At 43.6% G+C, this 17161-nt stretch carries 14 protein-coding genes; 2 read left to right on the top strand and 12 right to left on the bottom strand.

What is annotated here, in order from left to right; all coding sequences use genetic code 11:
* Window positions 1–281 precede the first annotated feature (281 nt).
* A complete protein-coding gene (locus ACO05V_RS06485) occupies window positions 282–2879 on the top strand; it encodes a pectinesterase family protein (protein WP_421848670.1) in 2598 nt (865 codons plus the stop codon).
* A 139-nt stretch (window positions 2880–3018) separates the two neighbouring features.
* Window positions 3019–3975 carry an ornithine cyclodeaminase family protein gene (locus tag ACO05V_RS06480; protein WP_421848668.1) on the top strand — a complete coding sequence of 319 codons (957 nt, stop codon included), beginning with the start codon at window positions 3019–3021 and terminating at the stop codon, window positions 3973–3975.
* Window positions 3976–3989: 14 nt separating this feature from the next.
* Here ACO05V_RS06480 and dtd read toward each other — a convergent pair whose 3' ends face one another.
* The 12 genes from dtd to ACO05V_RS06420 all read right to left on the bottom strand — a co-directional run bounded on the left by dtd (window position 3990) and on the right by ACO05V_RS06420 (window position 17032).
* Entirely contained in the window at window positions 3990–4424 is a 435-nt protein-coding gene (gene dtd / locus ACO05V_RS06475; RefSeq protein WP_421848666.1) for a D-aminoacyl-tRNA deacylase, read from the bottom strand.
* Between the two features lie 156 nt (window positions 4425–4580).
* Entirely contained in the window at window positions 4581–6401 is a 1821-nt protein-coding gene (typA, locus tag ACO05V_RS06470) for a translational GTPase TypA (protein WP_421848664.1), read from the bottom strand.
* Window positions 6402–6648: 247 nt separating this feature from the next.
* Complete coding sequence (gene thiI, locus ACO05V_RS06465) at window positions 6649–8100, bottom strand: tRNA uracil 4-sulfurtransferase ThiI (protein ID WP_421848662.1); 1452 nt, start codon at window positions 8098–8100, stop codon at window positions 6649–6651.
* A 111-nt stretch (window positions 8101–8211) separates the two neighbouring features.
* On the bottom strand, window positions 8212–9018 hold the full coding sequence (locus tag ACO05V_RS06460; RefSeq protein WP_421848660.1) for an ABC transporter ATP-binding protein: 807 nt from the start codon (window positions 9016–9018) through the stop codon (window positions 8212–8214).
* A 6-nt stretch (window positions 9019–9024) separates the two neighbouring features.
* Window positions 9025–10068, bottom strand: coding sequence for a FecCD family ABC transporter permease (locus tag ACO05V_RS06455; RefSeq protein ID WP_421848658.1), 1044 nt, complete (start codon window positions 10066–10068; stop codon window positions 9025–9027).
* 6 nt (window positions 10069–10074) lie between these two features.
* Complete coding sequence (locus ACO05V_RS06450) at window positions 10075–11082, bottom strand: FecCD family ABC transporter permease (protein WP_421848656.1); 1008 nt, start codon at window positions 11080–11082, stop codon at window positions 10075–10077.
* A gap of 63 nt (window positions 11083–11145) precedes the next feature.
* A complete protein-coding gene (locus tag ACO05V_RS06445) occupies window positions 11146–12513 on the bottom strand; it encodes an MATE family efflux transporter (protein ID WP_421848654.1) in 1368 nt (455 codons plus the stop codon).
* A complete protein-coding gene (locus ACO05V_RS06440) occupies window positions 12513–12893 on the bottom strand; it encodes a pyridoxal-phosphate dependent enzyme (RefSeq protein WP_421856891.1) in 381 nt (126 codons plus the stop codon). The genes ACO05V_RS06445 and ACO05V_RS06440 overlap by 1 nt, the downstream gene beginning before the upstream one ends.
* Window positions 12796–13545, bottom strand: coding sequence for a PLP-dependent cysteine synthase family protein (locus ACO05V_RS06435; RefSeq protein ID WP_421848652.1), 750 nt, complete (start codon window positions 13543–13545; stop codon window positions 12796–12798). Before ACO05V_RS06435 ends, ACO05V_RS06440 begins: the two co-directional genes overlap by 98 nt.
* Entirely contained in the window at window positions 13535–14932 is a 1398-nt protein-coding gene (locus ACO05V_RS06430) for an alanine racemase (RefSeq protein ID WP_421848650.1), read from the bottom strand. The genes ACO05V_RS06435 and ACO05V_RS06430 overlap by 11 nt, the downstream gene beginning before the upstream one ends.
* A complete protein-coding gene (locus ACO05V_RS06425; RefSeq protein WP_421848648.1) occupies window positions 14926–15951 on the bottom strand; it encodes a hypothetical protein in 1026 nt (341 codons plus the stop codon). Before ACO05V_RS06425 ends, ACO05V_RS06430 begins: the two co-directional genes overlap by 7 nt.
* A gap of 13 nt (window positions 15952–15964) precedes the next feature.
* Complete coding sequence (locus ACO05V_RS06420; protein ID WP_421848646.1) at window positions 15965–17032, bottom strand: TauD/TfdA family dioxygenase; 1068 nt, start codon at window positions 17030–17032, stop codon at window positions 15965–15967.
* Window positions 17033–17161: the final 129 nt, after the last annotated feature.

Here is a 17161-nt window from a genome sequence, read left to right as displayed (position 1 = left end):
ACTCTCTTAAAAAAATAATAATGCGAGGAAGTTATGAATATCATGCAAAAAAGCACCAACCGCCCTTTCTATTCCCTACGAATAATCCAAAACACGAACTCAGCATAAAACGTAGTTTAACGGCAACCTTATCCCCATAAGACAGCCACGAGCTCAATGTTTTCGTACCAGATCGATCCTTAAAAACAATAATGAATACCTTTCTTGTTGCGTCTCAACACTGAACAAACAATGCCGTGTCATATGTCAGCAAAAAGGTAATACAAGGAAAAGGAAGAAAGATGAAACACTATAGCGTCACCATTTTAATAGGGATTTTTAGCATGTTGTTAACCCTGCCAGCACAGGCTATTGGCTTATATCAAGCCGTCGTATCACCAAAGCCGAATGCGGGCGAATACAGCAGTATTAATGAAGCAATCCAAAAAGCACCTGACGACAACAGCACTTATAGCGTTTTTATTAAACCCGGCCTCTATAATGAACAAATCATCATTAATCGTAATAATGTCCATCTTATTGGCTCAGGCAAAGACAAAACCATCATTGCCAAAGCGATCGCTGCTGGTATGAAAGGTGAAAATGGTAAAAACATAGGCACATCCGGCAGTCGAGTTGTTGAGATAAACGGTACAGACTTCACAGCCCAGTCTTTGACCATCCGTAACGATTTTGACTATTTAGCCAATGACATAAAAGCAAAAGATGATCCAAGCAGAATCAGACAAACTCAAGCCGTTGCTTTATTACTCGGCAAACAGAGCGACCGATCAGCCTTCTATGATGTCTCTCTAGAAGGCTTCCAAGATACCTTTTACAGCAAAGGCGGCCGAAGCTATTTCAACCATTCACGAATCAGCGGAACGGTTGATTTTATCTTCGGCAACGGCTTAGTCGTTTTTGATAATAGCGATATAGTCGCGCGTTATCGCCCAAATAAAGAACTCCCGATAGGCTATTTAACAGCACCGAGCACCAACGACAAACAAGCCTTTGGTTTAGTCTTTATCAACAGCCGCTTAATAAAAGAAGATGACCGAATTCCCGCGGCCAGTTATGCACTTGGTCGCCCTTGGCACCCAACCACCACTTTCCAAGATGGTCGCTATGCTGACCCTTCAGCTATGGGCTCAACAACCTTTATCAATTCAGAAATGGATGATCATATTTACGGTTGGGACAGAATGCATGGTAAAGACATTAACGGACAACCCATTTGGTTTACACCAGAAAATGGGGCACGTTTTAGCGAATATAAAAACTATGGTTCCGGCGCTTCAATACAAGGTTATCGTCCTCAATTAACCGATAACGAAGCCACTAAATTTACGATCAAAAACATGCTCGATGGCTGGCAGCCGATTTTTGCCTCCAACCAGAAGACCTCAGTCAAAGGTCATGTAAGCGCACACTTGATGACGTTTCCAGCTCAAGTCACCTTGATAGATCAATATGGCAAGAACATCACAACCACCACAGATAAAAACGGCGTTTATCAGCTTGAAATAGAAGGGTTTATTCCACCCTTCATTGTGTCAGCATCAGAAGAAAACACTGACTGCCTTAGCAACAACACACTCCGAGGCATTTGCATGACAGCCTTCTATACACCTAAAAAAGCACAACTTGATAAAAATATTCACATTAATATCAATCCAATTACTGACCTAATTTTGTCAGATCTTGCTGTTGATGCCAGCTATTTAGGGTCTCAACAAGTAGTATCTAAAACGACAACGCCAATTGCTTTTTCGGCGACAGAATACAACGCGTCAATGGCAAGATTTCATCAAGGATTTAACAAGAGCCTAATGTCTTTAGGATTAACTGAGGAATTCGATCCAGCCCAATATCAACCGCAATTGCATAAGCGCTTTTCTAAAGTGACTAAATGGCTATGGACAAACCGAAATTATCATACAAAAATTGGCGAAGTCGCTGATAGCACACTGATGGATCGCTTTTTTAACCCTCTGCTTGTCCCGAACCTAGACGGGCAAGTGCCTGAGTTTGATTTGAACGCAACTCTAGCCAAGCAAAAACAAGCCGATAATGCTCCACATCGTATTTTCATTATTGGCGACTCCACTGCCTCTATTTATCCAGAAGCGGTTGCTCCTAGAATGGGCTGGGGACAGGTTCTACAAAACAATTTTGAACCTTCTAAGGCACAAGTCATAAATGGCGCGCAGTCTGGCCGCAGCTCTCGCTCTTACTATAACCAAGGTTGGTTTCGCTACCTCAGCAGCATGATGCGCCCAAATGATTATTTGCTGATTCAATTTGGCCATAATGATGAAAAATGTAACGAGGCCAGCAAAGGCAGAGGACCACACGATGTCGCTAATACTTGCACCTACCCAAATAATGACAATGGAGATATACAAGCTCCAAAAGGCGAAGATGCCTTTTCATTTCAGCGCTCACTGGAGGTTTTTGTACATTACGCTCAATCTCACAAAGTAACACCAGTTCTATTAACGCCAGTGACACGAGTGAAAAATGCAAAGGGAAAAACAGGCTTCCCAGTTGCCTCAGGGCACATCACTAAACAAAACAAAGATTCTGGTTTTGCCTACTTTGGCGATTACATCCAAACAGTTAAAGACACAGCAAAAGCAAACAACATTGTTTATTTAGACTTAGAAGCGAGAACTATAGAACTTGCAAATGAGCTTGGCGAGCCAGATTGGAAAAGCTATTGGCTTGCCGTCGATTCGGCTGTTTATCCGTACTATAAAAATCGCACAGGGCGGTTAGACAAACCAGACACCACTCATTTCCAAGAAAAAGGCGCCAATGCAGTAGCAAAATTAGTGATTGAAGAAATTAAGAAACAACCAGAACTTCAGGAATTAATCTCTTCTCTACATAAATAAAGCAGCTTCTAACCGCCTGTTTCAAATAATAAAGCGCATTACAACCCTTTTGCTGTGATGCGCTTCATCCATTTACCACATAATGCTATTCTGAATAACATCCAATAAAAAATTGCCATCTAACAGGAGGCTTTCAGACATGCAGATTATTGACGCAAAAACTGTAAGCGAGGTTTTAAGTTTTGACAGTCTCATTCCGGCTATAAGAAAAACCTTCCAACAAGATTTTGGCATGCCGCAAAGACAAATGTATGCTTTGCCTGGCGGTTCAGCCGAGAAACACGACACCTTCGCGGTACTTCCTTCGTGGACTAATGATGTCTTGGGTGTAAAATCTTTTACTCATTATCCAGAAAACCCTCAAAAAGGCTTGTTAACGGTTGCCGCTCAAGTATTGCTTTTCTCTCGTGACACCGGCGCGCCTTTGGCTCTCGTCGACGGCACGAGCCTTACTTATTGGCGCACAGCAGCTGTATCGGCGCTGGCAGCCAGCTATATGGCAAGAGAGGATGCAAGCTCGTTACTACTGTTTGGAACAGGGGAATTAGCGCCTTTCATGGCACTTGCCCACGCGAGTGTCCGCCCTCTTTGCACTGTTTATGTGCACGGTCGATCTGACGAAAAAATGCGTAAAGTTCAAAAGCAGATCAAAGACATTCGCCCCGATCTTAATGTTGAAGTTTGCGCTAATTATGAAGACGTGATCACTAGTGTGGATATCGTTAGCTGCGCGACTGGAAGCCCAACGCCTTTGTTCAGAAGCGCCTTATTGGCCGCTGGCACACATATAGATTTAGTCGGTAATCACCACAGAACATGCCGTGAATGTGATTCAGCCACAGTAAAGATGTCGCGTGTCATAGTAGACAGTCGCTTAAATGTTTTAAATGAAGCAGGTGACATTCTAATTCCCCTTGAAGAAAATTGTATTGAGGAAAGTCACATTAAAGGCGAGCTCGCAGAACTGTGTTCAGGAAAGGCAAAGGGCAGATTAAACAGCAGTCAAACAACCTTGTTTAAATCCGTTGGCACTGCGCTCGCCGATGTTGCCAGCGCTTACCATGTCTATCAATTACTTAATAATAAGCAAACTTAATCAAGTATAAACACTTAATCTAATAGAAAAGTGACAGGGCCATCATTGGTAAAAGAGACCTTCATATCAGCACCAAAACGCCCTGTTTCCACCTTATCGTATTGAGCGCGCACCTTATTAACGAAATCATTAAACAAACGCTCTCCTTCTTCAGGAATCGCCGCGGTAGAGAAACCTGGACGTAAACCTTTCTTGGTTTCAGCCGCCAAGGTAAATTGCGACACCAGCAAAACGCCACCAGCTACCTGCTGAACATTTAGGTTCATCTTGCCATCTTCATCACCAAACATGCGGTATTTCAACAGTTTATCGGCCAGTCGCTGAACATCCGCTTCCGAGTCGCCTTTTTCTATGCCCACCAACACGAGCTGTCCGTGGTCAATCGCACCAATGACTTCACCATCAACAACAACGCTGGCGTTCAAGGCTCGCTGCACTAAAACTTTCATCGTTTTCCCCCAATACTTGCCAATGCTTACCCAGATAAATAAGGCAAATGACTTTAACAAAGTCCAGAAAAAACAAAAGCGCCCGAAGGCGCTTCTGTCGCTCACGAATTCATTTGCATGAACTCATTTGCTGCTGCTCTCTTTAAAGAATAGCTATTACTTACGACCAGCGCGTTTACGCTCGTTTTCAGTCAATAATTTTTTACGAATACGGATGCTTTCTGGTGTTACTTCTACCAATTCATCGTCTTCGATAAACTCAAGCGCTTGCTCAAGTGTATGACGAATAGGCGGAGTCAAGGTCAAGGCTTCATCTGTACCAGAGGCACGCATGTTTGTTAACTGTTTACCTTTAACTGGGTTAACAGTTAAGTCATTATCACGTGAGTGAAGACCGATAACTTGACCTTCGTACACTTCAACCGCGTGACCCAAGAATAAACGACCACGGCTTTGTAGGTTAAACAAAGCGAACGCTGCTGTTTTACCCGTCACCATACTGACCAATACACCATTCTGGCGGCTACCAACATCCCCTTCTTTTACTGGACCGTAATGGTCAAACACACTGGTCATGATACCAGAGCCAGAAGTTAGTGTTAGGAACAAGCCACGGAAACCGATCAAGCCACGAGAAGGCGTCATGAACTCTAGACGTACACGACCTTTACCATCAGGTTCCATGTTAGTTAACTCAGCTTTACGCAAGCCAAGCTCTTCCATGATAGAACCTTGATGCTGTTCTTCAACATCGATAACCACTAACTCAAATGGCTCTTGAATTTTTCCATCAACTTCTTTCTGAACCACTTCAGGACGAGAAACACCCATCTCAAAGCCTTCACGACGCATATTTTCAATCAATACAGAAAGATGAAGCTCACCACGACCAGATACGATGAATTTATCCGGAGTTTCGCCTTGACGAACACGCAATGCTACGTTGTGTATAAGCTCACGATCAAGACGATCTGAGATATTACGTGTGGTAATGTATTTACCTTCTTTACCAGCAAACGGAGAGTCGTTCACCATGAAGGTCATGCTTACTGTTGGCTCATCTACTGTTAGAGCAGGAAGCGCTTCAACACACTCAGGATTACACAAAGTATCAGAAATACTTAGGCCGTCGATACCAGTAATACAAACGATATCACCAGCGCCTGCTTTATTTGTATCAACACGCGCTAGACCATGGTATCCCTTAACGTTAAGAACTTTACCTTTACGCTCTTTACCGTCAGCAGATTTTACAACTACTTGTTGGTTAGGAGACAGACTACCACGGGTAATACGACCGATACCGATAACACCAACATAAGCATCGTAATCTAATGCAGAAACCTGCATTTGGAACATGCCCTCTGGATCAACATCAGGAACAGGTACGCTGTCTACGATCATTTGGTAAAGTGGCGTCATGTCTTCTGCCATGTTTTCTGGGTCATTACCAGAAATACCATTGATTGCAGATGCATAAATAACAGAGAAGTCTAGCTGCTCTTCAGTTGCACCAAGGCTATCAAACAAATCAAAAACCTGATCCATAACCCAATCAGGACGAGCGCCTGGACGGTCAATTTTGTTGATAACAACAATAGGACGTAGGCCACGTTCAAATGCTTTTGATGTTACGAAACGAGTTTGTGGCATTGGGCCATCAACTGCGTCAACCAACAAAAGTACAGAGTCAACCATAGACAATACACGTTCAACCTCACCACCGAAGTCGGCATGTCCAGGTGTGTCTACGATATTAATACGGTAGTCGTGCCACATAATTGACGTATTTTTCGCCAAAATCGTGATGCCACGCTCTTTCTCTTGATCGTTAGAGTCCATGATTCGTTCAGAACCTTGATCTTTACGATCTAGTGTGCCAGATTGGCTTAATAGCTGATCAACCAAGGTAGTCTTACCATGGTCAACGTGGGCAATAATAGCTACGTTACGTAACTTATTGATATCATTAGACATTTATAGTTCTCTGCATTTAGCGTGAGCAAAAAGATATACCGCCGCTTGATACGGGCAAGTATGCTCTTCAAGCGTCTCGGATCTTGGTGCGGGGTAAAATTGGCGCAATTGTACCCTTATATTGATCAATATCCCATTAAAGTGACAAAAAAAGTCTACAAAAATACTGCAATAGAGTAACAATGCGCATTCATATGAAACGATAACATTCATATACTACAGAAATGCTACCGTTTTTTAGTGCTTATTAAGGTAAGTAAATACCTACATTTTCATGCCCTTTACCTAATAGGTAAGAAGCATGCATACGACTCATGACACCTTTGCCGCAGTACAACAAGTGGGTCACATCTTTTTCTAATTCAGCCCAATTAGATTCTAGTGCAAAAAATGGAATCACTTTGACAGGACGACCACTTACTTTTAAAGGTCGGTTGCTCGCCTCATCGGGATGGCGAATATCAATAATCACTTCGTCACCCACCGGCATTCGCACAACAGGAACTTCACCTTGATATTGCTTCGCCACATCGTCCATCACATTTTGAATAGACATGACTTGAGCGTTTTCAATCGCGCGTTCTAATACCGCAAAATCAAAATTAGATTCTTGCTTCTCCACACGATGCATTTTGGCGCGCGTGGTTGGCTTAACAGAAATAACACCGCAGAACTCAGGCATGCTGGCCGCAAATGGTGCAGTTCCGATTTCAATAGCCTTATATATGATGACCTGCTTATTGGTAGTGATTAAAGGACGCAGCACTAACTCTTCGGTTACCTGATCAATGACTTTTAAGTTCATCAAGGTTTGGCTAGATACTTGCGCAACACTCTCGCCAGTTACCAAGGCTTTCGCTCCAACTTCTGTCATTAACTGAGAGGCTGCTCGCAACATCATACGTTTTAGGATCACGCCCATCTCTGCGTTATCAACTTTGGTTAAAATCTCGCCAACAACGGCTTCAAAAGGCACTGTGATAAATTTAACATTTAACGCCGAGCCATATTTTTCCCAAATGAAGTTAGACACTTGCTTTACCCCAATCTCGTGGGCATCGCCGCCAAGATTAAAAAAGCAAAAATGCGTTTTTAATCCTCGGCTCATGGTTAAAAAAGAGCTAACGGTAGAATCGTACCCACCAGACATTAAGGACAACACAGAATCTTGTGATCCAAGCGGATAACCACCAAGTCCTTCCACACGTTGCTCAATCATCCATACTCGATTATCACGAATATCAATCGGCACTAACACTTCAGGATTTTTCAAGCGAACCGCCAAAGCGCCACAACGAGCTTTTAAGCAACCACCGATATGGCGCTCGGCATCAACTGACGTAAAGTCATGATGACCAACACGTTTAACGCGAACAGCAAACACGGCATCTTTAATAACATCGCCATAAGAAACGATGGCTTGTTCAACGATGTCATCAAGGTCAACTAAAGGAAATTCACGAACGAATTGAAAATGCGCAATACCAGCAATGTTCGACAGCGCTTCGGTAAATTCTTCCCGCAATTCATCTTTATCTGAAAACACTTCAATAAAGTCCCAATTGCCAGAAACAACAACATCAGCATCATGCTTTTTAAGAACCAACTTAACATTATGTCGAAGCTGTTTAATAAAAGCCTTTCTAACTGGACGACTTTTAATGGTGATTTCTGCAAAAAACTTAACAATGAATTTCATAGGGGTTGCGATTTATACCGGATATTTGAAAGGCGCACAGTATAAAGCATACAGCTCCGCGAAGCCAAACTCACAAAATATCCACATCACTTTGATACAAGCAGCTAATTACTAAGCAATTTTGTCTATCTCTACTGCATGCCGATCAGAGCCAGTAGCCAAGTATACAGGCCGCTCTAAAGCACCATTCGTATAATACCCTTGAATCGCAAACGTAGACTCAAGCAAACTGGTTTTAGAAAGCGACTTTGCATTCCCTTTGAAAAGAAGTTGCCCCGCTTTAACAACCGCAATACTATCCGCAAACATCAATGCATGATTAATTTCATGTAAAGATAATGCCACTGTAAGAGATTGCTTTCTGCTTAAAGACTGCAGCAGTTCCAGCACTTCAAGCTGATGCCCTAAATCTAAGTAGGTGGTGGGCTCATCTAATAATAAAATATCCGTCTTCTGAGCTAACGCTGCGGCTATCCATGCTCGTTGTCGCTCTCCCCCCGAAAGCTCGGTTAAATAACGCTGACGATAGGCGGACATCCCTGCCTGCTCTAGAGCCCAATCAACACTCTCTACATCTTCTCCATTTAGTGCTGCAAATAGCCCACGATGAGCAAAACGCCCCTGCTCTACTAATTGTAAAACCGTCATATTGTCAGGTACTTGTGGAGCTTGAGGTAAAAATGCTAAACGTTTAGCCAACAATTTTCTTGGCTGCTTAGCAATAGAGGATCCATCAAGCAGCACTTGCCCTGAAGAAGGATTAATCAAACCAGACATAGCACGCAATATAGTACTCTTACCACATCCGTTCGGACCAATTAACGCCGTCATTTTCCCTTTTTCTAATGAAAAGTTTAGCGTTTCAACAACTAGCTTATCTTTGTAACCAAGACTAGCTGATAACATTTTAATTGACATAACAAGCTACCCATTGCGCCGTAGTAAATAAAGAAATAAAGGTGCTCCCAAGACGGAACTAACCAACCCTACAGGTATTTCTTCAGGAGCAAGTAAAGTCCTTCCGAGCAAATCTGCCCCAAGGACAAAAGCCGCTCCCAATAGAGCCGTCATAATAAAATAAGAACGAGTATCCCTCCCCACCAAGCTACGTGCTATATGCGGCACAACAAGGCCAATAAAACCCACAGGACCAACTACTCCCACAGCACTTGCCGCAAGCCCAGATGCTATAGCAAAGGCCAATGTTCGATAACGCATTACAGATAAACCAAATGAGGTTGCAGCGGAATCCTCCATTTGCAACAAAAAATAAGGACGCTGCAACAATGGCATCAACAGGACGCCCAATATCGTCCAAGGCAACAAGTAGAAAAAATGCTCCCAGCCTCGAGCATAAAGACTGCCTGATATCCAAAGCAAAAGACTCTCGACTCTAGTCGATCCCCAACCAGCAACAATACCAATCGCGATGGCTTGCAAAGTTGCCCCGACAGCAATTCCCATAAGAGTTAAACGCAACGGAGATAATCTATGACGAAGAGTTAAGACGTACACTAAAAGTCCTGTAAGCAGACCACCAATAGTGCCTACTAACGACAAATACTGCACAGGCAATGTAAACAGTCGACTACCATCACTGTTACCAATAAAGACCGTAAACAGCAAAAACACAACAACGGATAATACAGCCCCCTGAGAAACTCCTAAGATACTAGGGTCAGCCAAAGGGTTTCGAGTAACTGCCTGTAGAATCGCTCCAGCTAAGGAGAAATGAATACCCACTAATATCGCAGTTAATGCTCTAGGAACTCGTAAGTTAGAAATAATAATCTCAGCACTGTGCTCTCCTTTACCACTCAGAACCGCAACTACCGACTCAACTGACAAGCCAACTGCCCCAAACAAAACAGCCATTATCAATAGTAAGATGACTCCCCCAAACAACAGCGGTAAACGTATCGACTGAATAGTTATTGAAGGTAATAAAAGAAAGATGGCATGTTTCATGAGCAACTAACCTCTTTCACGATAGACAAGTGCAATAAATAGTGGGCCACCGACCAAAGCCGTCAACACACTTATAGGAATTTCCCTAGGCGCAGCTACTGTACGGGCGAACAAATCAGCGGTAGCAAGCAATAACATTCCTAACACCGAGGAAAGCAAAACCGACGATATAACAGTACGTGCACCCAGCAATCTAGCGATATGAGGAACGCAAAGACCAACAAAGGAAATCGGCCCCACTACAGACACAACACCAGCCGTTATACATACCGCCATAGCTCCTAACATAATACGCCATTTTCCGCTATCAACCCCCATGGAAGAGGCAGCATCGTCTCCAAGAGTAAGCAACGCCATAGGCCGTATCGCTACCAAAACGCCCACCACTCCAAATACTAACCAAGGCAGCAAAATATATAGTTGCTCCCAGCTTCTACCTTGTAACCCACCCGATAACCAGAACAACAAAGTGGCAGATTGAGGCCCAGTAGACAACAACATAACACTGGTTACCGCAGAAGCCAGAAACGAAACAGTCACCCCAGCCAACGCCAGCCGCATAGGTGAAATATATTTATGTCCAGCGACAAAAAAAGTCAGAGCAGCAGCCCCAAGCCCGCCAATCAAGGCAGCAAAAGGATAATAAAAAGGGGTAATAATTGAGGGCAAATAGACAAAACACGTCACCACTCCCAGAGCAGCCCCTGCAGTAACTCCAGTTAAAGAAGGGGATGCCAGTGGATTACGTGTAATACTCTGTAACACCATTCCCGCTAACGCTAACCCACATCCAGCAGCCAATGCCACAAGCAAACGAGGCAAGCGTAGTTTCCAAATAATAATACTGTCTACTGAATTACTTGGCTCAAATAGGGATGTAATCACGCTTTGCAGAGGAATGGAGTGAGCACCACTGCTCAGACTCATCACTCCAACCAACAAGATCATCAGAGTGAAACAATAACCCCACGCCAGCGTATTCCATTTTCTGTAAATATTTACAAACAACTGCACAGATATTCTCGTCATAAGATCAATAAATAATGATAATGCAGATAGTAACCATTATCAATAACACTATACAATCTGTACAACGGTATTTGCTTTTAAACTACGACGACTATAAATTTCAAACGCAGTAATCAACAAAAAAGCCGTCGCCATCACCCCCACCATCAAACCTATCCACACACCTGTTACATCCCTTTGCCAGTCACTCATTACCCAAGCACTAGGTAACCCTATCCCCCAGTATCCAACTAAAGTAAGCCAGAACCCCGCTGAAGCTTTGCCTATACTGCGCATGCATCCAATCGCAATATTTTGCATACAGTCAAAACACTGCATGACAGACGCAACGAGTAACAGCTGAGTTGCAATTTGAATGACTTCTACTGACTGCGGGCCATTTTTTATAATCAACAGGTGTAAGACTTGTTCAGGAAACAACCAATACACAGTAGAAAATGCAAGCATGCATACGATCCCGGTCAATATAGCCGATCGTGCAATGAGTGGCTGACGTTCCAGCTGCTTAGCTCCTATCGCTTCACTGATACGTATAGACGAGGCATGAGACAACCCAATAGAAATCATAAAAACAATGTATATCAGTTGATTAACCAATACATGGGCAGCTAATGCTTGCGCTCCAAATGTACCAACCAGCAAGCTCAGAACAACAAAGAACCCCGCCTCAGAGCCATAAGAAGCGGAGGTTGGCACGCCTATTTTCAGCAGTCTAACAATATCCTGTTTGATCATATCCAAACGAAAGCGGATTACACCAAGGTCAATCGTTTTATGCGTAAAGATGGCTAAAGCAACAAAGGATAAAAAAAACACTAAGCTACTGGCTGCAGCAATCCCCGACAAACCAAGCGCAGGAAAACCTAATAGACCTTTTATTAATACCCAATTCAACCCTGCATTGACGGCCACAGAAACCAGCGTAATCCAGAATAGAATCCCTGCTTTTTGAGTGCCACTTGCAATACCGCGATAAGCATAAAACCAAAAAGCAGGCAACATTCCCGGTGCCATCCATAGTAAGTACTGCCCAGTTTGCACGGCAACATCTTGTGCTTGCCCCAACCAAGGCAGGTAAGCAGGTGCTGCAATCATAATCAAAGCAGCAATGATTGCCGTAACTGTCGACACGGCCAATCCAGCAAACAAACACTCAATCATTGAAGAGTCTTTAGACTCCCCCATTGACTCAGCTACCATGTTTGACAAGCCCACGACCATGCCAAATCCCATGGTTCTAAGCAAATTAAACAGAAACAAAGCTAGACCACCCGCTGCCAGACTGATCTCATCCAACATCCCCATCATTATAATATCCGTCGTGGATATCGCTACTTGGGCCAGTTGTGTCAGAATTAAAGGCGAGGCTAACCTTAGCAATGGGGTAACTTCCCTAGAATAAGCCTGAATAGACATCAGCTCTCCTTAACACTGAAAAAGTCATCTAATTCTACGAGTATTTCATCATCGACAAGACTCCGCTCTAACATCCACTGGTCATTAAAAATAGTATCTAAGTACTTTTCCCCACCATCAGGCACGATCATGACGACATTTCCTTTCAACTTGCCTTCTTTGATCATCTGTAGAGCGCCATAAAAAGCTCCTCCAGCAGACCCACCAATTAACACGCCAAAGCGCTTAGCAATAAAACGGCAAGTTGAAAAAGCGGCTTCATCACTCACTTTTATCCCTTTATCAATCAGGGAAAAGTCTACGCATTTTCCTATTTCTGCTCCTGGAGGTGTTCCTGTACCTGACTGAAAATAAGACCCTCCGGGGCCACCGAAGGCTATCGAGCCGACCGGCTCTACTCCCAAATACAAACAAATCAGGTAAAGCCCCTTTAAGTACTTGAGCGGTGCCACACAACGAACCTCCGGTTCCAACTGCTCCGACCAGAGCGTCCATTTCACTACCCAACACCTCCATGAGCTCATAAGCCAATGCTGTATAACCAGTAGAATTCGCTGGGTTGTTATGTTGCTCAGTCCAAAAAGCCTCAGGGTCAGCAGCCGCTATTTTCTCCGCAAGCTCTTCTCTCGCTGCTGTGGAAAGGTCATCAGTTTCGCCATCATCAACAAAAATCAACTCAGCCCCGAGCGCTTGCATAACTCGTAGCTTATCTTGAGCTGCATGATGGTCGACAATGGCCGTAAAGCGATAACCTCGTTCAGCCGCAATGGTTGCCAAGCCTAATCCCGTATTACCAGAAGTACTTTCTACAATACGCCCGCCAGGTTTAAGATCACCACTGGCTTCAGCGGCCTCTACCATACTGATTGCCATGCGAAACTTCATATTCCCCATAGGATTAAAAGATTCCAGCTTCAGCAGCAATGTTGTGTCATACCCAGGACAAACTATTTTCATTAAGGGCGTTTGACCAACCGTTTTCGTATAACATGACGCTAAATTTCTCTGACGTTGAATTTGCTTATATTCCATCTAAATCATCCTCATCCATAATCGCTAAATAGGCACTGTCTCGACACCAAGCATCCGCTTCGTTTGTTGAAAACAAGCAGAGTTTCTCAGGTAAAGGTAAGTTGTGAAATTCTGACTCATTTGAATCCATCTGATAGCCTGCTGTATTCATATAACAAACTAGGTCCCCTACTTTCGGGCGCTGAGGAAACATCACTTTGCGCCATGTCAACATATCACGATCAAGACAACTAACACCGCCAATACACGCCTGACAGCTATCACCACCTCTTTTTATAGGTGTTATAAGTATAGGATCAGGCAAAAACTCGCTACCAAACCACTGCTCAGAGACACTAAAACTGGTCCCGTCTACCGTTGCTATTGAGTAATCCCCTCTATCTTTGAGCCCTTGCACTGAAAATAGCGTTATACCAGCTTGATCCAACAGAGCTCTGCCGGGCTCTAACAGTATCGATAACCCGTGCTGATGCAAAAAGTCTCTCAAGGAACCCTCACCTTGCTCCTGAGTTAAAATAGCGCTCAATGCTTCTACTCCAGAAACCGGGCTGTAATAAGGGTAAAACCCATCAAATCGCCTGTTTGCATGAAAATTATCCTCCGAGTTACCTCTTAGAAACTCATTCCATATAGGTTCAGAGACATAGGAAATAGGCAGGCCACCACCAATATTCAACTTACGACAATGAGGGAATTTGTATCGCATTTTCACTATTCTATGCGCTACTTCTAATGCGAAAGCCGCTCTTTCTTGCAAATCATAGCCAGAGAGATGAAAAGACAGCCCTTCAAGCATTAGAAAAACTGGTAAAGTTTCTAAATGTTCACAGGCAATGGAAAATTCCGCCTCAGAAAAACCAAATCTACTGTTCTGCTGACTTTCAGGCCTAATCCGAAGCAATATTCGTAGGGGTTTACCAACGGCTCTTGCAATTTGCGCGGCATGTTCAAGCTCATCTAATGAATCCAATGCCACAAGACAACCCAACTGAGCAGCAAGCATAAGCAACCTTTTATTCTTGGCAGGCCCACTAATGCCTATACATTCTGGCGGAACCCCAGCTCGAACCGAGTCAACCAGCTCACCAACACTAGCGCAATCCACGCCCACTCCAGCACGGGCACACTCTTGCACAAAGGCATGGGCCTTATTCGCTTTTTTCGCATACAGTATCTGAAAATCGATATTCAAACGCGACAGAAGATCCTGATAATTGGCTAATGTACTCCTAAAGATATGCGGGAAAATCAAATGTAAGGGCTCATCATAACCCTGCTTGAGTTCAAACAGCTTTTCCGTCTTTTGCAACCATGCTTTCACATCAGAGTGAACCAATGGAGAAATACCAAGGGACGCCTTCTCTGTTATTACCAATGCCGCTACCATAAGGCCACCTTCTGACCTAAATTCTGCTGTTTTGCCGCCTCATAAAGTGCCCGCCCTACCGCAATATCGGTGACTACTAAGCCACTGTTATAAGCAAAAACCCTCTGTTCCTGAGATCTTCTTGCAGGCAATTTCCCCATCAAAATATCAGGCAAATTTCCATCTAATTCAGGAAATGAACCATCCTCATAAGCAAAGTCCTGCCCTGTCACCTTCATTTGCTCTTCACTAGTGGCGATTTTATAATCCGCCTCATGAAAAGCGGCAGGGTCAATACCATAACCAACTAGAATCGAAACCGCGCCTGGTTTAAGCCAGCTAGCTTGTACGTTTGAAGAAGAATGCCCACCAGAAACACCAACAATAACATCAGCCTCGCGCGCTGCTTTTTCTAAATCTTCAACAATATTCAGCTCTTTTTCTGGGTGGCATTCAGAAAAGTAATGTTGAGCAGACTGTAACCCTTGTTGATAGTGACCAAAAATTTCAAACTTATCGAGCTGTGGACATAATGCCGCTATCATGGGTGCCGCATATTGCGCTTGCATCCCAGAACCTACAATAAGCACCTTCCTAGCCCCTTCTCTCATCGTTTCACGAACAATAAGTGCTGACACAGCTGGTGTTCTAGCAGCGGTAATCCAAGAGCAATCTGCCAACGCTAGCGGCTGGCCACTGTTATCATCAAAAATAAGCAAGGCTGTATAATAACGCTGCATTTGACGCCCAGCCCCGCCAAAAAACTTATGAGACAATTTCATCCCAACCGTAGCAGGTTCTGCACATGTGCCCATCATGGCGTAATTCATTGAATGATGCTTTGGTGACACCATTTCAATCTTAGTCGGGTTAAGAGAATCACCCTGTGCCAAATCTTTTAAAGCTCTCTCGACCCAAGCAATCATTGTTTTATGGTCCAACGCGATCTTGGCGATATCACTTTTGGAGAGCAACACAACACTATGATCGACGTCCTCTTTGTTATGCAAATCCGTAGGAATATTAGGAACATTCATCATCTACTCCTTGATTTTAATAAAGCTGTCTTGAACGAGGCCCACTGCGGTATTGATGAGTACGCCGAATATCAATCGTGGCATTCACTCTTCTTATCCAGCGCTGTCTGGGCCCATAATTAGGCTGGTATTTGCTTCGACCATGAACGGACTTATCGTTATCAATGACAATTAAATCACCTGGAGACATAACAACTGAGGATTTATGCTGGTCAAACTGAGTATACAAAGCATTTAAAGCATTAATGGTTTCTGGGTCCTGATCAATAACCTCCATGAAGGCCTGATCAACTTGAATAAACCTTTCCCAATGAGGGCCACGGATTGCAGGAATAACAGGGGGATTCTCTATATGAGAGCGGATTAACTGAAACTGCTCATTACTTAATTGCCATAAGCTACTATTATTCTGCTCTGGCAAATGAGCCTTATCGGGCTGAATAAAGAAACGCTTTTGTCTGAGTAATGCTTCGATTTCAGGAGTGATTTCACAGTCATCAATCGAGCAAGTAATCGTTTCTGCTTGCTCCTCATTGCGGTAGCACAACAAGGATAAAAAAGTAGCTCGTTTTTCATGAAAAGCCTCTTCATTATGCCAGACCAGATCCACAGCACTACTTGCTCCTAATTGCTCATAGGCATCTTTTTTAATTGGCACTATATGGCGCATAAAACGACCATTTTCCTGAGTCACCCAACCAAAAATATCGCCGACTAAACAAGTCACCAAACACTGATATATTTCTTCTCGCAACACCTTCGGATTAACCCATGGCATATCCCAATGAGAGGGACTCTCGCCTATAACCTCATCGTCAATGACATAACCTTTTATCAGGGCCGCCCCTTTTCTTATCTGGAGCGTTTTGAAAGAGTACAGAAACTTTCTTAAACCGATTGGTAACTCTTGCGCTTTCAAAGCACAAGTTTCGGCAAATTCCGTTGACTCAACCTTTTCAAAGACAGTCGCCAAATCATCGATCAGAGCCTCTATTTTTCCAACCCCTGACTTACTCAAATAATATGATGCGATGTTGTTAGGAGCTTGATTGTAAGATGTAAGGGATTTCGCGGTAGTTTCCATGACTACATTCCTTTAAGCGTAAAACACCACCCACCCGAAGAGCAGGCGCGCCATTTATACTTTTTCAGTTAACAGCATTAACTTAGCGGTAAGAAGACAACTTTGATCTGATCAAAAAACCAAATCAGA

It is taken from the genome of Marinomonas sp., assembly GCF_965225885.1.
Classification (GTDB): domain Bacteria; phylum Pseudomonadota; class Gammaproteobacteria; order Pseudomonadales; family Marinomonadaceae; genus Marinomonas.
This window is presented reverse-complemented; position numbering and strand designations above follow the sequence as displayed.